Source organism: Aliiglaciecola sp. 2_MG-2023 (genome assembly GCF_030548145.1).
Classification (GTDB): domain Bacteria; phylum Pseudomonadota; class Gammaproteobacteria; order Enterobacterales; family Alteromonadaceae; genus Aliiglaciecola; species Aliiglaciecola lipolytica_A.
In genome coordinates this window covers 36,666-58,961 of the sequence record NZ_JAUORY010000023.1, presented here as the reverse complement: position 1 = coordinate 58,961, position 22,296 = coordinate 36,666, and the positions used below count along the sequence as shown (strand labels likewise).

The following is a 22,296-nucleotide window of genomic DNA, read 5'->3' as shown; positions in this document are numbered from 1 at the left end:
ATTGCAATAGTGATTTCTAACAAAATTTTAACAATGCTGGTGAAGGCGTAGATTCTTCGTTACCCTAAATCCTGCGTTTCAACCTAATAACCTATGTATTTGCAATTACTCGGAGGATAACCGATGCGAAAAGTAGCAATTTTATCGACTGACGATCTGGAAGATTTTTTCGTTTACGATCACCTAGCTTACGAGCCTCTGGCAGAAATGGGCTGGGAAGCAGTTGAAATTTCTTGGCATGCAGACGGTACCAACTGGGATGACTACGAAGTGGTGATAATTCGCAGTACCTGGGATTATCAAAATAACGCCGATGCCTTTTTAGCGCGTTTACAACAAATAGACAGCAGCACAGCAAAACTAGAGAACAGTTTAGCGTTGGTACAGTGGAATATCCGTAAAGACTATTTAAAGTCACTTGAAGCCAAGGGCGTGGGGATAGTACCTACTATCTGGTGTGACACTTTCGATTTAGCATTTATGAAAGGTGCTTTTGAACAATTTAATAGCCGAGAAATCGTCGTCAAACCTTTAGTCAGTGCAAATGCCGATTACACCTATCGTTTGTCGCTCGAATCTGTGGTGGAAGAGCAAGAAGGTTTGACTGAGGTATTTTCCACTCGTCCATTTATGATCCAACCTTTTTTAAAGAGTGTGATTAACGAAGGCGAATATTCATTGTTTTATTTTAACGGACAATACAGTCATTGCATTGTTAAAGTGCCCAAACAAAATGATTTTCGAGTGCAAGAAGAACATGGTGGACAACTTCGAAGTGTAGAAGCCGACGAACATATATTAGCGAGCGCACAAAAGGTGCTAGCAGCCTTACCGGAAATGCCGTTGTATGCCCGTATCGACCTAGTTAAATACAAAGACACCTACGTGACAATGGAAGTTGAATTGATTGAACCCTCATTGTATTTCAATATGGATGTGGACTCTGCACAACGCTTTGCCGATGGTTTTGTGGATAAATATGGCCGAGGCAACTAGCAAAATGTTTGCAAGTGATTTAAAGCATTTTGCTGTAATGTCCGTTTTGCTTAACTAAGCGAGTAGTAATTGAAGTGTTAAAACGTAAAACCCCAGGAAGCTTACTTAAATCTACTCGCAGCAATTCATCAAAGTCAGTTATGTCCTTGGCTAAAATCTCCAATACATAGTCGAACTCTCCTGTGATTGCGTGACAGGAGCGTATCGAAGCGTGCTCAATAATTGCTTGTTCAAATTTCTGGTGTTGGCCAATGTCAATGACCACGTTGACTAGCGCTCGAATATTAAGTCCCATGGCTTGTGGCGATAAAATCGCTGAAAACCCGGTAATTATCTGCTTCTGTTGCAAGGCTTTTACTCTATTCCAGCAGGGAGTTTTGCTCAAACCAATTGAATCGCCAAGGGTGGCGAAGGACAAACGGCCATCTTCTTCTAGTTTGGAAACGATTTGTTTATCTCTATCATTCATGGCTTATTCCGACATTCGTTCTTATTATTTCTGAATAAATGAAACTTTGTTCTAAAAATTGCAAAATATCAAGTGATTCAGGAACAATGTTCAAATCCCGATCCATTACCATAAAATCCAAATTAAACGTTTGGAAAGTCCCATGTACCGACAAAAATACAGCAGTCTATTAGAAAACCCAGAAATTCTTGATTACGGTGCTTATTTGCAATGTGACACCTTACTACAATGCCAAAAGCCCTTAGATAAATTGTGTAATTCAGACGAACTGCAGTTTCAGATTGTCCATCAAGTTGAAGAGTTATGGATGAAGTTGATGATATTCACACTTATCGATGTATTGGAGTACATGCAAACTGAACAAAGTCATCGTGTGATTTCGCTCATGAAGCGGGTACACATGCTGCAAAAAATGATGAGCGAACAAATGGACTTATTGGAAACAATGTCGCCCAAAGAGTATCAACAAATTCGTTTGCAGTTAGGCAATGGTAGTGGCCAGGAGTCTCCTGGCTTTCGTATTTTGGTAAAGATTCCTGCGGATCTGTGGACGGTATTTAATAAACACTATATTCAAGACCGAAACACCACTATCGAAGCTATTTACGATAGCCAATATCAGCATGATGATAGCTATGTGATCGCCGAGAGTTTAGTTGAATTTGATGAATTACTGCAGAAGTTCCGTTGGCAGCATCTGTTCTTGATTCAGCGCACCATCGGCATGGAATCTCATTCGTTAAAAGGCCGACCTGTTGATTTATTAAAATCTGGGGCAAGGAATCAATTTTTCCCTGAATTGTGGCTGATTCGGAATCAGATGACGGATGCATGGGGACAGTCTTACGGTAAAGTGAGAGACTCTATCGTGCCAAAACAAGCTACCGGAACCCAAGCAGGGTGAGTTTTTCTAACTTGTTCAACCTTCCCGCTGGGCCCTATTTTTTAAGTCATTCAGTGGGGTGCTTAAGCAAACAGTCGGAACTTAGTTTGGCGGAAAACTTTCTAACCCCTTGGAAATTGTCAGGGGGCGATGCATGGCCGGATTGGTTGCAAACCGTTGATTTATTTTGTGCTTCGTTAGCAAAGTTGTTTAACGCAAAGGCTGCGGATTTTTGTCCTCAAACTAATTTATCCAGTGCTTTTACAAAGTGGTTGATGGCTTTGCCAATGGAAAATTCTCAGGTCGGTAAACGCAAGATACTGATCCACGAAGACGCATTTCCATCCATGGGATATGTAGCACAGGCAATGCAGCAATTCGGTTTTGAACTTGTGTTCATTCCGGCATTCGAGTCAGCGGTCAACATTCAAACTTGGCAGCGTTATATTCAAAAAGATATTGATTGCGTTCTGGCAACCCATGTTCACTCCAATACGGGTCAGGTCGCACCGGTCGAAGCTATTGGGCAATTGTGTAAACAACAATCCTGTTATCTAGCTGTGGATGTGGCGCAATCGGCGGGTATCTTGCCGATTGATTTGCATCGTTGGGATGTAGATGCGTTGTTTGGTTCATGCGTTAAGTGGCTATGTGGAGGGCCAGGCGCTGGGTTTATGTGGGTTAATCCCAATACTGTCGAACAACTTAAACCAATAGATGTGGGTTGGTTTTCCCATAGCGATCCTTTCGAAATGGAGATTAAGCGCTTTGCCTATGCACCCGATGCCAAACGGTTTTGGGGAGGTACACCAAATATTGCGCCCTATGCTTTGGCGTTGGGAAGTTTACAAACCTTGTTGGAGATTGGTCAAAACACTGTTTTTGCCCACAATCGAAAATTGGCAGAGTACTTTTTAGCAACCTTGGACGAAGGTGCGATGCAGCCAATTGATTTGGCAAATGTTGGCGGCACCTTGTGTATCGAATTACCCGCCTCTCGAATCACGGCAATTAGCCAACGCTTAAAAAAGCAGAATTGTTATTTTGATACTCGAGGTAATGTAATGCGCTTGTCGTTTCATGTTTACAATTCGATGCAACAAATTGACTTGTTGATAGCTGCGTTTAAGCACAACAGCGGCGACTAAAGAGAAGTTGGCAGGTGATTTTATTCGTCCTGCCAATTGTTATCCCGACTTGATTAAGCGGATTTTAATAATGGTTCGATAACCGCCAAGTATTCGTCCATTTTTTTATGCTGATTGGGGGATAATGGGATGGAATCTAGTAAATCTTTGCATCGTTTGAGGCAAGCAAGTTGCTCTTCGTCAAAATGTACTTCATCAATTAATTTAACCATGACTTTTAGGATGCTTAACGCCATATTGGGGTTTTTCGGCGCTAAGACAAAAGCTTGCGTAAGCAATTCATAAGCAGGTTCATAGCGTTTATTTTTATAATGGGAAGAAGCCATTTCGCCTAGCTCTTTGGGAGAGTAGCGAATATCTGTGCGCTCTTTGCTTTCCTGATCTAGGTACTCATTGATTACCTGTCCGATAAAGCTATCGCCTTCAATTTTAGACTTGATAGAGTCAAGTAAACGAATCGACTCTTCCCAATAGCCCATTTCATGAAATGCTTTTACTTTGTCTAGGCTATCTTCCACAGAATTGCTTGAACTTGTTTCCATGTGCTCTTTGATAATTTCTTCGGCACCTTTTTTATCACTCTTCAAATTCAACATGCGAGCATTGATAATCGCAAGTTGTTCTTTTAACTGACTGTCGTGTCCGTATTCATTGACGAAGAAAGATAAGTCACGTTCGGTTTTGGTGATCAGTCGAGTGGCCTCTTCGCCGTTTAGCGAACCTGCTAAATCTATGGCGGCGCGGATAACGTTGAGATTTAAATCTGGTGTGTCGTGGATCGAGTTTTTAGCAAATTTCGCCATGTTCATGGTGGCCATGTATTGGCCTTTTTTATCATGATTAAGGCGTGCTAAATTCCACGATTTTTTATTTCTGTCTAGATTGCGTGGCGCTAATTTGGTGGCCTCTTGAATAATTTCGTAACCCTTGGCGTAATCTTCTTTTTCAATGTAGTACTCGGCTAAGGCATCATAAGTTGTGAAGCGCGTATCATCTCGTTCGAGGAGTGCGTCGGTGAGCGCTATGGCTTCAGACATTTTGTCTTGTTTTAATAAACTGCGTGCGAGATTGACCTGAACCCAACCATATTTATATCGTTCGCTTAGTTTTTTATAAAAAGCTTCTGCTTGGGAATATTCTTTTAGATTAATTAAACATTCGCCGATTAAGCGGTTAATCATGGGGTAGTATTTGCTAAGGGATTCGTCTTTTAGTTGGCGTTCAGCGTAGTAGATGGCTGTGGGATACTCTGCTTTATCAATGCAGTAGGATAATTTATACAGTTTTTCTTTAATCGCAAATAAGTACTTAAAGCGTTTTTCCATGGTTTTGCGATCTAATGGTTTCACCCAAAAATCGCTGGGCTGCAATTCAACCACGCAATTCACCAATGACATAGAGGTGTCAGCGCTTAAGAATATGACCATGGTTGTTTTACTGATATGGCCTTTGAGGCGCATTTCTTCAAGTAAATTGAAGCCGTCTTTGTCACTACGGATGTCAAACGAAATGAGTACTACATCAAATTTAGTTTGTTCACATAAACGCAGTGCATAAAAGGCATTCTCAGCACTTTTACAATTACTGATACCAATCTCTATTAACGCCGACTTAATGCTATCGTGAACTAACGATTGTCCATCAATGACCAACACATTTAAGCTGCTTAATGGCTTTTGCGGGGGGATCTCAATCAATTCTTAAATTCCAACATCTTATATTTCTACTGTGGAAGGTCGAATACAACATGAATCCTATCGACAGACAAATTGTGATTGAATCGATTGCTTTTATGGGGATTGCTTTCAATCGAATTTAACCCCGTTAACCAGTCAATCAACTCAAAGGTGTTAAATTTTGCTGCGTGCCACTAACTTTGTGGATAGGGTTCAAAAAGACCGCTTAACCGTATAATTGCGCAAGATGTGAGGATTAGCAAGCGCCTTAGCGCATAATGGAATCAATCCATACTCACAAAGTCTTTGTTAGCATGGATTGATTTTGGGTTAAATGAAGTTTGAAAAAACCTTAGATGCTAATTTTAGCGCTCTTTAGTATTCCCTCTGTGACTCTGCTTTTGTGCAGGTCTATTGCTCGACCTTGGCGTGGTTGCTCGATTGGTTGAATAGCTTCTGGTACTCCGTTGCGCGCCCTGCGATTGTTTATTCGAGTAACGTTGTTGCGAGGCACTATTGCTTTTTGAACTTGAACGGTCAGCACTAGATACCTTATCCCGTGAGACATTACTAGTTTTGCGCTGCGCACTTGCTTTGTCACTTGTAATATTGTTGCTATTACGTTGCACATTCGCGGCATTTTGCTGCGAATCTTTTGGTGAACGTTGCACTACATTATTACGCGACTGGGCAGACACCTGGCGTACATTTTTTTGCTCTGTCTTATCGCGCTCTACCCGTTGACGTTGACTCGATTTATCGTTCTTATTTGAATAGTCATTGACTCGGTTAGACTTGGTCTGCAAACGTTGTTGTGTTTGCTGCGCCTTAGTACTGGTTTTTACTGTTTTGATATTTTGGCGCACTTGAACCGGTCTAGATTTATCTAATACACGAGACTTTCCTTCAGAACTAATCACTCGTTTATTATCATTTCGGTTCTGCTGACGGTATACCACTTTTGGTGTGTGCGCGTCGTATCTTACGCCTCTTCTATGAGTCGGGTTGTGCTGCCAGCGCTGATACTCACTAGAGCTGACTCTGCGCACGCCATCATCACGACGACCATTGCGATATGGATAACGATGATTCACAACAATGTAGCGATTACGCCAATTAAATCCACCCCAAAATAGATTGTGACGGACATAAACTCGTGGACTCCAATACAAACCTGCATGTATGTAAAAATGGGCCGGACGATGCCAGTAAATTGGAGGGTAGTCGTGCCACCACCATGAACCATAAACGACACGCGTGTCATAATAAGGTACGTAAACAATTTCTGTGCTGGCGGGTTGAATAAGGATGTCATTATCCTCTTCTACCACTTCTATATACTCACTGTTTTCTAAACTACCTTGAGCATAGGCTTTTTGGCGCAGGTTCTGCACGCTAGACAATACTTGTTCTTCGTTAATTAGGAAGGCATCACCTAAATCTTGTAACCAGTTAAGATCTTCAGTTATTTGTTGCAACAGTTGATGAAATGGCACCAGCGCTTTGACACTCGGATCCCAGTCTTCCTCCGCTGTCGCGTCCATCACTTCTTGTTCTGACAAGCTTTGATTTTTTTCACGCCATCTAGCCGCTTGCACTACTTCCAATGGATAAGTGGAGGCTACTAAAATGTGTGATAGCACTGTGTCTGGATACAGTGCGATTGGAGCAAGCATTTGATCTAGCTCAGCCTGATCAAGTAAATAAGCACTTTCTTGAGCAGACTCATCAATATCTGTGTCACTATCAGTTTCAATGGCAATGACATTTTGTGTTTCTTGCGCTTGTGCAAGATTGACAGCTAACATCACAGTCAACGAAATTAATGTCAGGTACACTAAAACGTATTTTGTACTGCTTTTCATAGTATTCTCCTCTATTACAGAATACTTATAGAATGACTGTCCTTAACCTTAGCTGAACCAATGCTTAAAATCTCACCTTAATTCGCAGCGTTAAAGTGAATTAACTGAGATCTTTCTACAGATTAACCACGTAGTAAGTTACAATCTTGGCTGGAAGATATGATTCTCACCTCTAAATTTTTCACATTATTCTGCAATAAATTTATCGTTTAATCGTTCTATCCAAGATTAACTATACTGCTAAGAGGCAATCTTAGCAGTTGGGCCTAACAATAAGCGCTAAACCACAGTGTTTGGGTGCCGTAATTACCAATTTAAGGACTCTAAGAATGCGTCTTAGTTTTGCTACACTCATTTTTTCTCTAACGCTGTTATCTGCATGCAGCGAACAGCCGTCAGCCCCTCAGTCTCAGCCAATTCCAGAAGTGGATGTTGCCCAGCCAATCAAAACGGTAATTGATCAATGGGACGAATACACTGGGCGTTTTAGGGCGGTTAAAGAGGTAGAAATTGTTGCTAGAGTAAGCGGTTACTTAGACAAGGTAAACTTTAAAGATGGCCAAGCGGTTAATAAAGGTGACGTGTTGTTTGTAATCGATCAGAGACCGTTTGAAATTGCTTTAAAAAGCGCTAAGTCTCGGGTTTCTTTGGCTAAAAAAGAGCTAGAGCGTGGACTGGATTTGCGTAAAAAAAATTCCATCTCGCAAGAAGAAGTAGATCAGCGTCTTAGTGAATTCGAAATGGCTGAAGCTGCCTATGACAACGCTAAATTAGAAATGGAATTTACCGAAGTTAAATCGCCCATTGATGGGATTGTTTCTAGAGATTTTGTGAATGCCGGAAACTTGGTCAATGGAACCGCTACCAATGCCACTTTGTTAACCACTGTAGTGTCCATTTCGCCGATTCATTTTTACTTTGACGCTGGGGAAAGAGATTTTTTGAAATATCTTCGCCTAGATCAGAATAATCAGCGAGAAAGTTCACGTGATGTACCCAATCCAGTGAAAATCAAGTTGCAAGATGAAGATACCTATACCCATGAAGGTGTGATGGATTTTGTTGATAATAAAATGGACCAAAGCACAGGGACAATTCAGGGCCGCGCCATTCTGAAAAACGAAGACGGCTTTATTGTTCCAGGAATATTTGGGCGTATTCGTTTGCTAAATCGGGAAAATGTTACTGTTTTACTTATACCTGACAAATCTATCGGCACTGATCAGTCACGTAAATACGTGAATTTAATTAATCAAGACAACCAAATTGAACGTCGATTTGTCACTTTAGGTGAGCTGCATACCCGCGAGTTAAGAATAATTGAACAGGGTCTTGAAGAAGGCGACAAAATTGTAGTCAACGGCATGATGCGAGCCAGACCGGGAGCGACAGTCTCTCCGGTGGAAGTCAATATCAGCGAAATCTACAGTCATTAATTGGGAGAATAACAGATGAAGTTTTCCCATTTTTTCATTGATAGACCTAAATTTGCATCGGTACTGGCAATTATCGTTCTTATCGTGGGGGCGCTGTCGTATTTTACCTTGCCGATTGAGCAATACCCGCAAATCGCTCCTCCGACGATTCAAGTCTCGGCCAGTTATCCAGGCGCAAATGCTGAAACTGCGGCTAAAACGGTGGCAACTCCCCTTGAGCAAGAAATTAACGGCATTGAAAACATGCTGTATATGTCGTCGCAATCTACTGCCGACGGACAAGTGTCTATCACTATTACGTTCAAACTGGGAACCGACCTAGATAATGCACAGGTACAGGTGCAAAACCGCGTCGCTATAGCCGAACCTCGGTTACCTGAAACGGTTAGGCGCTTGGGTATTGTGACCCGCAAAAACTCTCCGGATTTGATGTTGGTGGTGAATTTGTTTTCACCTAACAGTACTTATGACCAAACCTACATTGCCAACTATGCAACCTTGCAAATAAAAGATCAGATAGCACGAATTAATGGGGTTGGCGAGGTGCGTATTTTTGGTGCTAGCCAATATTCGATGCGAATTTGGCTTGATCCTGACGTAATATCTTCCATTGGGATGACGGCTTCAGAAGTCATTACTGCGCTGCAAGGGCAAAACATACAAGTCGCCAGTGGTACGCTAAATAAATCACCTGTAGAGTCAGGACAAAATGCCTTTGAATTAAGTGTGCAAACCCAAGGACGCTTGATTGATCCGCAACAGTTCGAGAATGTGATAATCAAAAATACCGACGGTCGAATCGTACGCTTAAAAGATGTGGGACGAGTTGAGTTAGGTGCTGAAAGTTATGCCACCCGAGGGTATTTAGGCACTAAAAAAGCCATTGCGATGCCTGTATTTCAACGGCCTGGTTCAAATGCATTGGAGACCGCTGCGGCGATTCAACAAACCATGCTAGAAATGTCTCAAGACTTTCCTCCAGGGCTTACCTACGATATTGCTTATAACCCTACCCAATTTATTAGTCAGTCGATTGATGCGGTAGAAGTCACTATTTATGAAGCTATAGCGCTAGTGGTGCTGGTGATCTTGGTGTTTTTACAAAATTGGCGCGCGGCGATTATCCCCATATTGGCGATTCCGATTTCGTTAGTTGGTACCTTTGCGGTAATGAGTGCTCTGGGCTTCTCTTTGAATAATTTAACCTTGTTTGGTTTGGTATTAGCCATTGGCATTGTGGTGGATGATGCCATAGTGGTGGTTGAAAACATGGAGCGCCTTATTGCCGAAGGAATGAGTCCGCGGGAAGCCGCGCGGGAAACCATGACCGAAGTGGGCGGTGCCTTGGTAGCAATTGGTTTGGTGCTGGTGGCTGTATTTTTACCTACTGCGTTTGTGGATGGAATTTCCGGCACTTTTTATAGCCAATTTGGGATCACCATTGCTGCGGCTACTATGATTTCGGTATTTGTCTCTTTGGTGTTAAGCCCTGCGTTGTCAGCGGTTTTATTTAAACCTCATAGTGACAAGACATCGAGTAAAGGTCCTTTTGCATGGTTTGCGAATAAGTTTAACCACGGCATGCATCGTACGTCTTCTGCATATGGCAAGTTCGTGTCGAAGATAATTCGTTTTGGCGCGATCATGTCTATCATTTATTTGGGATTGATGTGTTTGACGGGCTTTTTCTTCAATAAAGTCCCGCAAGGATTTATCCCTGCTCAGGATCAGGGTTATTTGATCATCGCTGTGCAGTTACCTGCTGGTGCATCACTAGAACGTACTGATAATGTGGTGCAGGAAGTATTGGATAAGTTGCTGAAAATTGATGGCATAAAAACATCTGTTGCATTTACTGGGTTTTCTGGCGCTACGTTTTCAAGTGCGTCTAATTCGGCAGCTTTGTTCCCAGCGCTTGAGTCCTTTGAATATAGGGCAGCGAAGGGCATCACCTTCGACCAGTTAGTGGCTCAGGCACGTAAGGAGTTGTCTGGCATTAAAGAGGCTTATGTGGCGGTAATTCCGCCTCCACCTGTACGTGGAGTAGGTAACGGTGGTGGGTTTAAAATGATGCTTGAGGATCGTCGTGGCTTGGGTCTTCCTGCGCTTGAGGCATCCATGTGGCAACTTGCTAACGCCGCCAATCAAGAGCCTGCTACTACCTCAGTGTTTAGCTTCTTTGAAACTAATACACCGCAGTTGTACGCTGACATTGATCGAGAACGAGTTGAGCGCTTAGGTGTGCCAGTTAATGAGGTTTTTAGTGCCCTTGAAATTTATCTTGGTAGCGCCTTTGTGAACGATTTTAACTATTTAGGGCGTACCTTCAGAGTCACGGCACAAGCGGATGCTCCTTTTAGGATGGAGGCCGATGATGTTGGCCGGATTCGGGTTCGCAACAAAGCGGGTGATATGGTTCCGTTGAGCTCTGTGGCAACTTTCGAATATCGCTCTGGACCGTCGCGGGTTCCCCGATATAATCTTTATCCAGCGGCAGATTTGAACGGAGATACCGCTGCTGGTTATAGCTCTGGGGAGGCCATTGCCACCATGGAGCGTTTAGCTGCGCAAATTTTGCCAGACGGTATCGCTTATGAGTGGACTGAACTTGCTTATCAACAAAAACAAGCGGGCAGCTCGGCTATACTGGCCTTCGTTTTTGCGGTTGTTTTTGTGTTTTTGTTACTCGTTGCCTTGTACGAAAGTTGGACTTTACCACTATCGGTAATTCTTATTGTTCCAATGTGTTTGTTAGGGGCTATTGCTGGTGTTTACATTGCTGGAATGGACAATAATATTTTGACTCAGGTTGGTTTGATTGTGTTGATTGGCTTGGCCAGTAAAAATGCGATTTTGATCGTCGAATTTGCACGTCACAAAGAACAGCATGGCGTCCCGCTTTATCATGCGGCAGTTGAAGCTGCGAGATTAAGACTACGTCCAATATTGATGACCTCTTTTGCCTTTATACTTGGTGTTGTTCCTTTGGTGATTGCCACTGGAGCTGGAGCCGAAATGCGTCAAGCATTGGGTGTGGCGGTATTTAGCGGCATGCTTGGCGTGTTATTCTTTGGTCTTATTTTTACGCCGGTTTTTTACATTTTATGCCGCAAATTGTCGATGTTGGTTAAACGCCAGAAACTCGATGAAAACGGTTGTGTTCCCGGTGTTCAAATTCACAACTAAGCAGTGCTAAAGAGACTGTTTTAGACAATAAAAAAGAGACCTAGGTCTCTTTTTTATTCATCAGGTATTTGGCTTTGGCTAATACCTATGTAATTGGCAAATTCGAGTGCCGTTAGCTATTTATTCGGACCGTTATTGAGTAAGTGTAAATCGAACTGATGACCTAGCTTTTCTGTTTTTGTGCGTAGGTAGCGTCGATTATCCTCTGTTAAACCATGGTCGATAGGGGTTCTGGAAACCACATTAACGCCCATTTCTGCCAACGCCGCTTGTTTTTTGGGGTTGTTGGTCATCAACGCAACATTCTTAACACCCAGCGTATCGAGCATTAACTTACATATTGCATAGTCACGTAAGTCAGCATCAAAACCCAAATGTTCATTGGCTTCTACTGTGTCTAGGCCGCTGTCTTGTAATTTGTAGGCGCGGATCTTATTCAATAAGCCTATACCTCGTCCTTCTTGACGAAGATAAAGCAACACCCCTTTGCCTTGTTCAACAATATTTTGCAGGGCTTTTTTTAACTGAGACCCGCAATCGCAGCGAGTACTGAATAGGGCATCACCTGTTAAACATTCAGAATGTACGCGGATTGGAATGGTTTCATCTTGCTGCCATTCACCGTATGAAAGAGCAACATGTTCTTGTTGTGTTTCAATTTCAACAAAACCATGGATAGTAAATAATCCAAATTGGGTTGGAAGGGCAGCTGAACTTACAAATTCAAACTTATTGGTTGGCGTGTTTGTCACCACTACGGGCCTTTATAAATTGTAAATTAAATATTAATTCACCAATATGGGCACGAATCTACACATTACAACCTTTAGTCGATAGTTTTACAGTCAGTAAATTCGTTAAGGGGAGCTGGTTTCGCTACGCCATAACCTTGGGCGAAGTCTATGCCCATCTTACCTAGCTCTACCATTACGTCTTTAGACTCTACAAATTCAGCGACCGTGCTCATGGACATTGCTTTGGCCAAATCTTTCATCGAACCAACCATTGCCATATCGACTGGGTCAACTAAGAGATCTTTAACGAAACTTCCGTCGATTTTGAGACAATTGACCGGCAGGTTTTTTAAATAGCTGTAAGACGAAAATCCACTGCCAAAATCATCTAGCGCGAAGGTGCAGCCGAGTTTCTTAAATGCGCTTATAAAGCGTAAGGTTTCTTCCATTTTGACGATTGCCATGCTTTCGGTAATTTCAAAGCAAATCTTTTGATGGGGAATTTGATAATCTTCAAAGGCTTTGGTTACATGACGCTTGAGGTCGTTGTCGGCTAGCGAATGACCACTGAGATTGATATTGCACTGACGCAATTGTGCTAGGTGTTCGGGGTGTTCGGACAGCCATTTAAAGGTATGTTGAATTACCCATTTATCTATTTCGATGGTTAAATTGTAGCGTTCCGCTGCAGGTAAAAATGCCGCTGGTGGTACTATTTGGTCATCTTCGTCTCGCATCCGCAGCAAAATTTCATAGTGGTGGCCATCGGCCACTTTAGACAGCGGGTAGTAGTGTTGATAATAGAGCTGAAATTTATCTTGTTCCAACGCCAAGTTTATTTGAGACACCCACTTTAATTCAGATTCATAACGCTGCATTTTGAGATCTTCACTGGAGTACAGGTGTATCTGACTGCGGCCTTTTTCTTTGGCTACGTAACAGGCTGCATCGGCCATGCTCATAAGTTGTTCCGGCGTTTCAATCTCGTCTTGCCATTTGGCCATACCTATACTTATGCCCATAGCAAAAATACGATTGTCCCAAATAAACCTAAATTCCTTAACGGCGTTCATTAATTGGTTTGCAATAACATCTGCCATTTGCGCATTTTCAGATTCTAAAATCACGCCAAATTCATCGCCCCCCAGTCGGGCTAATACACCTTTATTCAATACCACGTCATTGAGGATCTGTGATAGTTGTTTAATGAGTGCATCTCCGGCTTTGTGACCGCAGGTATCATTCACTATCTTAAACTGCTCAAGATCCATATAAAGCAGTGTGAGCTCTTGTTTTAACTGCTTAGAACGGCGTATGCCATCTCGTAGTTTTTGCTCAAACTCTCTTCGGTTATACACACCGGTTAATGAATCGTGGGTGGCTAAGTATTCTAAGCTAATCGTTGATTGTTTCTTTTCGGTGATGTCAAAAATTGACCCAAAAAAGTATTTTTTATCTTCTGTGCCAGTGAGTTGTACTGAAATACAAAACCAAAATTCACTGCCGTCCCTACGAATACCTTTTATCTCTTTGCCTAATGCCATGCCGTTGAGGAAGATTTCTTCCATTAATAAATCACGTTCATGGGGATTGGCGTAGAGCACGGATGTATCTTTGACTTCTAATAACATCTGCGATTCGTCAGCGTATCCGAACAATTGACACATTGCTGGGTTGGTGGTGACTAACTTACCGTCTTGGGTTGATGTATAAAGGCCCTCTGCGGAGTTGCGGAAAAGATCATAAAATTGGTGTAGGTTTTCAATGGCGTTCTGTTGTTGTACCTGTTTGGCAAAGGCGAGTGCTTTTTCATGGCTTTCAATTGCAACCGCTATTAGCAAGACACCGGACATAACGATTAACGACAATATCAACCCCGTGTATGTATCTATTGCATTTCCAGATAAGTAAAAACTTACTTCAGCCATTACTGTAGCGCAGATAATCAACCAGCCGAATGCATATAAGCCGTTGGGCACAGTATGTTTCCGATCATGATAAATTAGCGCTAATAATAAGTGTAACAAGACCGCGGCAGCAGCGAGGGCTGAGCCAACCACTAGTTGTAGATAGCTGTTTAAAATAGGCGCAATAACAATCAGCGAAATCGCCATTAAATAAGAAATAAAACGCCAAAATATTGGGACCCGTACCAACATGGCGTGACAAACTTTTGCAGCTGCGAATATTACAATTGCTACTGTTACACTGCTAATTTGAGAGGTGTATGATCCTAGGCCGGTGAACTGGCTGACAATTCCTTGAATATTCAAAAATAGGAATAACAAACCCGCATTAGCCACAGAAAACCAAAATCGGATGGGGCTTCTAAGCAGCACATAAGTGACAAGGAAGTAGAAAAATAGAATAGCTAGGGCGCCGCCGACCACGCCAATGAAGGCCAAATGGAATTGTTCTTCGGCAATAAATTCGGTGTCTGTCCAAAGATCGATAGCATAAACAGAGGGACCATCATCCTGGATGCGTAGGTATATATTGACGCTTTGGTTTGGGCTCAATGCTATGGGTAAAACGAAGTCTCTATGGTTATAAGGGCGTGTTGCTAAATCGCGTTTTGCGCCGACTAAATAAGTCTCCAAAAGTCGATCTTTATCATCGAGCACATAGGCGTCTAGATAATCTATTGAAGGGTTGCTGATGACCAACAAATATTGTTGGTCTATGCTGTCTTGGTGAACAATTGAAAAACGCTGCCACAAGGCTTGGTTTTCAACTAATGGCGTTGTATCAATCACTTTTGACCAGTCTTGTAACGCCTGAACTTGAGAAAGTTGATCACGTTTATTGGTGCGTTTTAATTCAGACAAGCCGTTTACACGCACATGCTCCACTTCGGCATCTACTATTACCGTTGGGATAGGATCTGTTTGTTGAGCAACAACACAGCCTGCGAAACTCAATAACAACAGACTCAGAAGACCGACAAATTTCACATTAAGCAACCATTTTTATTATTTTGACGTTAACTTTATTGGTAAAAATAAAGAACATATATTCAGTGCGTGAGAAGGCTATATTATTGAATTGCATCTAATTTAGCTAATAATTTTGTTAAACTAGTCGACTCGGCGTAGCCCGTCACTTCTATCCATAATGCCTCACAAGTTCCGTCATAACAAAGTAAAAAGGTATCTTGATCTGATACAAATTGTATTTGTGCTCGGTCAGCACCTTCACTAACATCTGAAACTCTAGATTCTATCGACTGTAACCAATTTTGGGCTTGCTCAATTGCTTCCTCTTGAGAAGGAAAATAATCACAAACCAATCTGATAATCGACTCCTCTAATTGCCAGCTATAGTTGTTTAGCTTGAACATGATATTTCCATTGATTGTCCCCAGTCTGGTGGAGTTTGTGCGTAACGCTCGAATTCAGGTTGTTCATCGAATGGATTAGAAAGTACTTTTAGTAAGCGCTTGCACTCGTCAAAGCTCCCTTTTTCCGCTTCATTAATCGCATTTTGAGCTAAGTAGTTTCGTAAAATAAATTTCGGGTTTGCTTCTTTCGTTGTCACTAAGCGTTCGTTTTTAGGTATTGATTCCTCTGCTAACTTTGCAATATATGAGGAATACCAGCTTTCTGCTTTCGTACGGTCAATGAAGTGGTCTGCAACTTTACGGATATTCAAGTTTTCGTCACACAGTAAACGGAAACTTTGGGTGTAATCCCGTTTGTCTTGAGCAAGTAATGCGAGCCAGTCATTTACTAATGTCATGTGGCTATTACTGATTTTTTTGAATCCAAATTTCAACCTCATAAGCTCGGCATATTGAGTTTGTAAACGTGTTTCATACTGTGTGAGAGCTTGTTTTATTTGCTCGATGGACAAGTAGGCAGTGAATGCATGGGCTAGTGCATTTAAATTCCACAAAGCGACACTAGGTTGCTGGTCAAATGCGTAACGTCCGCTATGGTCAGAGTGATTGCAGATATATTCTGGGTCATAGGTGTCTAGAAAGGCGTAGGGTCCAAAATCAAAGGTAATACCGTGAATCGACATATTATCAGTGTTCATTACGCCATGGCAAAAACCGTAGGCCTGCCATTTTGCAATCAAGTCTGCCGTATCTAACACGATTTGTTCGAGCAACGAATAATGAGGGTTATCGTGATTCAGTAATTCTGGGTAATGCTTTTGGAATGTATATTTAAAAAGATTGTCGAGCTTATCGAGCTGTTTCGTTTGATAAAAATACTCAAAATGGCCGAATCGAATATGGCTTTGACATGCTCTAATTAACATCGCTCCAGTTTCGGGTTGTTCACGATATACTATTTCTTTACTGGAAATTAGGCACAATGCCCGTGAGGTGGGGATGCCTAAACTGTGCAAAGCTTCACTTGCTAGGTATTCACGGATCGTCGATCTTAACACCGCACGTCCATCGCCAAAGCGTGAGTAGGGGGTTTGGCCAGCCCCTTTAAGATGCAGATCCCATGACTTCTGTTTTTGGGTTATCACTTCAGCCAATAACACGCCGCGACCGTCACCAAGTTCTGGATTCCAGCCGCCAAATTGGTGGCCTCCGTATTTTTGCGCGATAGCATGTTGATTTAACTGGCCCTCAGGTTCAAATAATTCTCTAAAAAGGATTTCGGCTTGCGAAAATTCGTTCTTAAGTTCTATGTCTTCTGCCAATTGGTAGTTATATAATGCTAATTCTGGCTCAAGTAACGGTGAAATTCGAACCTGGCTTACCATGTTGGATAATTTTTGTGCGTAAGAATGATCGAAATGCACGTTTGCGCCTTATTAGTATTAATTCAAAGTATAGTTTATCCTGACATGGGGCTATCTTGATACCCTTGTTCTGAAAAACGATTTTGGAACTCTTAATCAATTATTACGAGGTTAGTAACATGAATTTAAAACCTGTAGCACTTTTCGCTATGTTGATTGCTGGTAGTGCCCTGTGTGCCCCTGCATTTGCTGGAGATGCAGAAAAAGGCAAGAGTAAGTCTGCTACTTGTGCAGCTTGTCACGGGTCTAATGGAATTTCTATGATCCCTATGTATCCAAATTTAGCTGGTCAAAAAGAGCAGTATTTGGTTTTACAAATGAAAGCATTTCGTAGTGGCGAGCGTAACAATATGGTTATGGCACCTATGGCTAAGGGCCTAAGCGACGAGGATATTGATGATTTAGCGGCTTATTTCGCGAGCCTGAATCCGGCTGGATAAATTGTAAGTAACAGTTTGTGACAGGAGGTTTAATACCTCCTGTTTATTGCTGACGCATTTTTTTCGAAATAGATCTTTTTCGAAACCTTAACGTATCTACTGAAATTAAATAACAGAGATTTCTTATGATCGTTCTACATCACCTCAATAATTCACGTTCGCAACGCATTTTGTGGTTGCTCGAAGAGCTTGAATTAGACTACCAAATTAAACATTACAAGCGTGATGCAAATACCAACCTTGCGCCTTCTACGTTAAAGTTAATTCACCCTTTAGGAAAGTCGCCCGTTATTACCGATGGTGACGTTACGGTTGCTGAGTCGGGTGCGATTATCGAATACTTAGTTGAGCATTATGGTGAGCATTTGAAACCTAAAGCGCACACTGAAGCCCTTAGACAATACCAATATTGGTTACATTTTGCCGAGGGAACTCTGATGCCGCCCATGGTAGCGAAACTGGTTTTTGATAAAGTTAGAGCTAATGCGAAACCATTTTTCATCAAAATAATTGCCAACAAAATTGCTGATAAAGTCATGGATGGTTATTACATGCCAATGATTTCAGGTAATTTGGAGTATGTTGATACTCACTTACAAAATAATCTCTGGTTTGCTGGCGATGAGCTCTCAGGTGCCGATTTCCAAATGAGTTTTCCATTGGAAGCGAGCTTCTCTCGTGGAGGAGGTAAGCAATATCCCGCTATTGCTGCTTATGTGCAAAAAATCCATCAGCGCGAAGCTTACAAGCGGGCATTGCAAAAAGGTGGCGAGTACGCCTACGCTTGAGTTACGCCTTGAGGCTTTTAACTCCCATTAACGTGCCGACTTATTTGTGCTAAAAAGCGCTCTCCGTAGCGCTCTAATTTAGTGTTTCCTACGCCACTTATTTGTAGAAATTGGGATGCATTTTCTGGTAAAAATTCAGCCATATCTGCCAGACTAGCATCACTGAACACGACAAATGGGGGCACGTCATCTTGTTCGGCAATTGTCTTGCGTAAATGTTTTAACTTGGCGAATAAGGCTCGATCATAATATCGCTTGTCGTTTTTACTTCGTTTGGTGGTTTCTAACGCAAGGCGCGGCACAGCAAGGGTAACCATCACTTCAGATTTTAAGATTGGTCGAGCTGCCTCAGTGAGTTTCAAGTTGGCGTTTTGGGTAATATCTATTCGAATTAAACCTTGATGAATAAGTTGGCTGATCACGTTGTGCCAGTAGGCTTCTGATTGGTCTTTGCCAATCCCGTGGGTGGGAAGTTTGTCATGTTGTTGTTCAATAATGCGTTTGTGGTTTTTTCCCCGCAGAACATCGATAACGTATTGAGTTGCCACGGTTTGACCTAGTCTGAATATGCAGGAAAGTACTTTTTGCGCTTGAATGGTGCCGTCAAAACGTTTGGGTGGGTCGATACAGATGTCGCAGTTACCACAATGGGCGCCACTGTACTCGGAAAAATAATTGAGGAGTACTTGACGTCGACAGGTTTGTGCATCAGCAAAGGCTTCCATGGCCGCAAATTTTTGCAGTTCTACTTCGTGACGCTCGGTATTTTCACCCATGCTGATCCATTGACGAATGCGGGCGGCATCTTTTTCGTCATATAACAATAAGGCTTCCGCTGGCATGCCATCGCGTCCAGCTCGGCCGGTTTCTTGATAATATGATTCGACGCTTCGTGGCAAGTCAAAATGCACGACGTAGCGTACATTGGATTTGTTGATGCCCATTCCGAAGGCAACTGTGGCGACGATCACATCTACATTGTCTTGAATGAAGTCCCGTTGGATTTTATCTCTTATCTCTGGCTCTAGGCCTGCGTGATAACCGGCGCTATTAATCCCTTGTTTGGCTAATTTAAAGCTTAGTTCATCTACTTTGGCGCGACTGTTGCAATAAACAATTCCGCTGCCTTCTTGGTTTTTTACGTAGTGGATGAGCTGATCTACTGCTTTGTATTTTGAGAGTAAATTGTAGCGTATGTTGGGTCTGTCAAAACTACTTCTGAATACAAATGGATTGTGTAAATTCAATTGTTGGGAGATATCGGCTCTGGTTGCGATGTCGGCTGTTGCTGTTAGGCCCATAACGGTGGTGTTGGGAAAATGCTTTTTTAATTGGCCGAGAAGTCGGTAGTCTTGTCTGAAATCGTGTCCCCAGTGGGAAACACAATGGGCTTCATCTACTGCAATTAAACTTAAATTTAGGGTGTGTAGACGGTCGATAAATTCCAATTGCATGAGTCTTTCTGGGGCAACGTAGAGTAATTTAAATTTGCCGTCTTGTAGTTGCCGATAGATATTGACCAACTGCTCACGGGGAATTGATGAGTTAATGTAGGTTGCGGCAACACCTGATGCGGTTAATGCATCAACTTGATCTTTCATTAATGAAATAAGTGGAGATACGACAACGGTTAATCCGGGCAATAGCAAAGCGGGAACTTGGTAACATAGGGATTTTCCGCCACCAGTGGGCATTAAAACCAGCGCGTCACGTCCGTTTAGGACTTGCTCGATGATTTGTTGTTGTCCATCCCTGAAGTTGTCATAACCGAAAACATCTTTTAGCACTTTTACTGCTGGCGCTGCAAAATCTTTGCTTGCTAGGGGGTTGCTGGTGGCAGTAGACAAGTAGTTTCCTCGTACGAATCAAAAATGGTGTTGAATTGGAATTAGTAATGATGATTTTACTTAAAAAGCGCCTTGGGGTATACGCTATAAACACCAAATATTAATGGGATCTAATATGACACAAAATAACATGGATACAACTGTACGTTTGAGTTCTGAGGCGTTAGGTGAATTTGTGATGCATATGTTTAGTGAGCAAATGCCATTTAATAAGCTACTTGGACTAAAAATCGATAAATTGAGCGCTGATGAGGTTGAGGTTAGGTTGCCTTGGGATGACAAGTTAATGGGTAACCCTATTCACAAAATTTTGCATGGGGGGGTTACTGCAGCAATTTTGGATACGGTGGGCGGGGTGATGGCCATTTTGTATTCTATTAAGGATTTTGGAGATATTAGTTTGGATGAGTTTCAGGGCTCGTTTTCTAATGTTGGCACTATCGATATGCGGGTTGATTATTTGCGGCCAGGCAAGGGAAAAGAGTTTATCGCTACGGCGAAGGTGATTCGCAAGGGCAAGAAAGTCGCCGTGTGTAGAATGGAACTACATAATGAGACTGGCACTCACATCGCATTTGGGACAGCCACTTATATGGTTGGTTAGCATCGCATTTGGGACAGCCACTTATATGGTTGGTTAGCACATCGCATTTGGGACAGGCACATATACTTCGCTTTCGAGACAGTCATATATAAAACCACAAATAGGACAGTCTTTAGTGAAAATATATTGTGATTAAGCAGTAAGTGCAAATGTTCAAGGGTGTTTTTGACCTAAGAACAGCCGATACTCTTTGTTTATACCGTATTTATGTTGTCTTGGTCGATTTAGCCAAATTAGAAAGGACAGCAGGTAAGTGGATGTATTTGGAGTAATCGGTGGTTTATGGAGTGAGGCTATTGGGCGATCCTTCTGCTGCCTTTTAGTCTGCCCCTCCCCGTGTTTAGCATAAAACTTTCCATCGACCTTGGCTCACCAGCAGCCACGCCAAAATATTTCTCAAAATTATGAAGAAGATTCATCCAAAGCTGTTCACTGCACCCGAAAGTTCGAATTATTGATGGCTGTGTAGTTTCGTTTCTACTTGCCGAATCAAACCCTTGAGCGCTAAAGCGAATAAGTTGTATGTAATCATCTAAGCGAAACGGTAATTCGGTTCGCTGATTTTGAATTGGACTATGCTCAAAAGCCATTAATGACGTTGGTTGATAGCCTTGGCGAAGTGCATCTATGCGTCGCTTAATACTTGTGTGCTCGGAAGATTCGGGGTTGTAAGCTATTTGGGACCGAATTGGGTTCAAATCAACATAAGCTAAACAAGCTGCTAAAGCCTTTTCATCTAATAGTGCTTGGGATTTAAACCGCCCTTCCCAGAAATGTCCTGTACAGTCATCTTCTTGATTAGCTTTTCGAGCAATAGGCTCATTGAGTTCACGCATAAACCAGCTAATATCGTACAAGCGTTTCCGATAGATGGATATGGTGTTAGCAATGGTTTCTAGCTGAATGCTAGAACGTTCAGCAGAATTGTTTTTCATATAGAATTGCTGAACAAGATCCGTTGGCTTGTGTATTTTTTGCCAACGTTTAAAGACCTCGAAATCTGATAATTTTAAGGCTTCAATTTTATTTATATGCAAGACCACGTGAACATGGTTACTCATGACCGCGTAAGCGCACACATCAAGGCAAAATACAGAAGCAAGCAGGAGCAATCTATCTTCTACCCATTGTCTGCGGTGTTCGTAATTTTTGCCAGAATACTTGTCATGACCGCACAAAAAAGCACGACGAACACACCGCGACATACAATGATAATAGGGGGTATCTTCAAGACTGATTTGATGCTTCCTGGGCAGCGGCATATAAAACTCCGAACACTAAATATTGTGCACAAGCATAGCGCTTAGGGCGCTAAACACCAGTCCAGTTTAGGTCGAGTTTTTATGACTGTCTCAGTCGAGGTTTGATCACTTAAGTTGATTATAACTAGTGCCTGTCCTGGATAGACGAATTAGGATTCAGGTGACTGTCCTTTATGGAATTCTGCTTTTTATCACATT

General features: G+C 42.2%; 17 protein-coding genes. 8 read left to right on the top strand and 9 right to left on the bottom strand.

Annotation, left to right across the window (positions count from 1 at the left end; all coding sequences use genetic code 11):
- Window positions 1–123: 123 nt before the first annotated feature.
- Window positions 124–996, top strand: coding sequence for a RimK family alpha-L-glutamate ligase (locus Q4567_RS18350; RefSeq protein WP_303501484.1), 873 nt, complete (start codon window positions 124–126; stop codon window positions 994–996).
- Between the two features lie 19 nt (window positions 997–1,015).
- Here Q4567_RS18350 and Q4567_RS18345 read toward each other — a convergent pair whose 3' ends face one another.
- Complete coding sequence (locus Q4567_RS18345) at window positions 1,016–1,465, bottom strand: Lrp/AsnC family transcriptional regulator (protein WP_303501482.1); 450 nt, start codon at window positions 1,463–1,465, stop codon at window positions 1,016–1,018.
- A 142-nt stretch (window positions 1,466–1,607) separates the two neighbouring features.
- Here Q4567_RS18345 and Q4567_RS18340 point away from each other — a divergent pair, with 142 nt between their 5' ends.
- Window positions 1,608–2,369: a tryptophan 2,3-dioxygenase family protein gene (locus Q4567_RS18340; RefSeq protein WP_216050538.1), complete on the top strand. Its 762-nt coding sequence runs from the start codon at window positions 1,608–1,610 to the stop codon at window positions 2,367–2,369.
- Entirely contained in the window at window positions 2,366–3,496 is a 1,131-nt protein-coding gene (locus Q4567_RS18335) for an aminotransferase class V-fold PLP-dependent enzyme (RefSeq protein WP_303501480.1), read from the top strand. Before Q4567_RS18340 ends, Q4567_RS18335 begins: the two co-directional genes overlap by 4 nt.
- A gap of 53 nt (window positions 3,497–3,549) precedes the next feature.
- Here the strand turns inward: Q4567_RS18335 and Q4567_RS18330 are convergent, their stop codons facing one another.
- Entirely contained in the window at window positions 3,550–5,193 is a 1,644-nt protein-coding gene (locus tag Q4567_RS18330) for a response regulator (protein WP_303501477.1), read from the bottom strand.
- A gap of 344 nt (window positions 5,194–5,537) precedes the next feature.
- Window positions 5,538–7,037 carry a DUF3300 domain-containing protein gene (locus tag Q4567_RS18325; protein ID WP_216050535.1) on the bottom strand — a complete coding sequence of 500 codons (1,500 nt, stop codon included), beginning with the start codon at window positions 7,035–7,037 and terminating at the stop codon, window positions 5,538–5,540.
- Window positions 7,038–7,366: 329 nt separating this feature from the next.
- Here Q4567_RS18325 and Q4567_RS18320 point away from each other — a divergent pair, with 329 nt between their 5' ends.
- On the top strand, window positions 7,367–8,473 hold the full coding sequence (locus Q4567_RS18320) for an efflux RND transporter periplasmic adaptor subunit (protein ID WP_303501474.1): 1,107 nt from the start codon (window positions 7,367–7,369) through the stop codon (window positions 8,471–8,473).
- Between the two features lie 15 nt (window positions 8,474–8,488).
- Window positions 8,489–11,659 (top strand): efflux RND transporter permease subunit, encoded by a 3,171-nt coding sequence (locus Q4567_RS18315; protein WP_303501472.1) that lies wholly within the window; start codon window positions 8,489–8,491, stop codon window positions 11,657–11,659.
- A gap of 116 nt (window positions 11,660–11,775) precedes the next feature.
- Here Q4567_RS18315 and ribA read toward each other — a convergent pair whose 3' ends face one another.
- The 4 genes from ribA to Q4567_RS18295 form a co-directional block, all read right to left on the bottom strand.
- Window positions 11,776–12,414 (bottom strand): GTP cyclohydrolase II, encoded by a 639-nt coding sequence (ribA, locus tag Q4567_RS18310; RefSeq protein ID WP_216050532.1) that lies wholly within the window; start codon window positions 12,412–12,414, stop codon window positions 11,776–11,778.
- A gap of 71 nt (window positions 12,415–12,485) precedes the next feature.
- Window positions 12,486–15,347 carry an EAL domain-containing protein gene (locus tag Q4567_RS18305; RefSeq protein ID WP_303501469.1) on the bottom strand — a complete coding sequence of 954 codons (2,862 nt, stop codon included), beginning with the start codon at window positions 15,345–15,347 and terminating at the stop codon, window positions 12,486–12,488.
- A gap of 83 nt (window positions 15,348–15,430) precedes the next feature.
- Window positions 15,431–15,733 (bottom strand): DUF3630 family protein, encoded by a 303-nt coding sequence (locus tag Q4567_RS18300; protein WP_216050531.1) that lies wholly within the window; start codon window positions 15,731–15,733, stop codon window positions 15,431–15,433.
- A complete protein-coding gene (locus Q4567_RS18295) occupies window positions 15,721–17,157 on the bottom strand; it encodes a YdiU family protein (protein WP_303501466.1) in 1,437 nt (478 codons plus the stop codon). Before Q4567_RS18295 ends, Q4567_RS18300 begins: the two co-directional genes overlap by 13 nt.
- Before the next feature lie 149 nt (window positions 17,158–17,306).
- Here Q4567_RS18295 and Q4567_RS18290 point away from each other — a divergent pair, with 149 nt between their 5' ends.
- Both Q4567_RS18290 and Q4567_RS18285 read left to right on the top strand, forming a co-directional pair.
- On the top strand, window positions 17,307–17,597 hold the full coding sequence (locus Q4567_RS18290) for a cytochrome c (protein WP_252729426.1): 291 nt from the start codon (window positions 17,307–17,309) through the stop codon (window positions 17,595–17,597).
- Window positions 17,598–17,722: 125 nt separating this feature from the next.
- Complete coding sequence (locus tag Q4567_RS18285) at window positions 17,723–18,385, top strand: glutathione S-transferase (RefSeq protein ID WP_216050528.1); 663 nt, start codon at window positions 17,723–17,725, stop codon at window positions 18,383–18,385.
- A 17-nt stretch (window positions 18,386–18,402) separates the two neighbouring features.
- On the opposite strand, the gene recQ is transcribed toward Q4567_RS18285, so the two are convergent.
- Window positions 18,403–20,232: a DNA helicase RecQ gene (gene recQ / locus Q4567_RS18280; protein WP_303501462.1), complete on the bottom strand. Its 1,830-nt coding sequence runs from the start codon at window positions 20,230–20,232 to the stop codon at window positions 18,403–18,405.
- A gap of 115 nt (window positions 20,233–20,347) precedes the next feature.
- Here recQ and Q4567_RS18275 point away from each other — a divergent pair, with 115 nt between their 5' ends.
- Window positions 20,348–20,836 (top strand): thioesterase family protein, encoded by a 489-nt coding sequence (locus Q4567_RS18275; protein ID WP_216050526.1) that lies wholly within the window; start codon window positions 20,348–20,350, stop codon window positions 20,834–20,836.
- Window positions 20,837–21,129: 293 nt separating this feature from the next.
- On the opposite strand, the gene Q4567_RS18270 is transcribed toward Q4567_RS18275, so the two are convergent.
- Window positions 21,130–22,098 (bottom strand): transposase, encoded by a 969-nt coding sequence (locus Q4567_RS18270; RefSeq protein ID WP_216050525.1) that lies wholly within the window; start codon window positions 22,096–22,098, stop codon window positions 21,130–21,132.
- Between the last annotated feature and the right edge of the window lie 198 nt (window positions 22,099–22,296).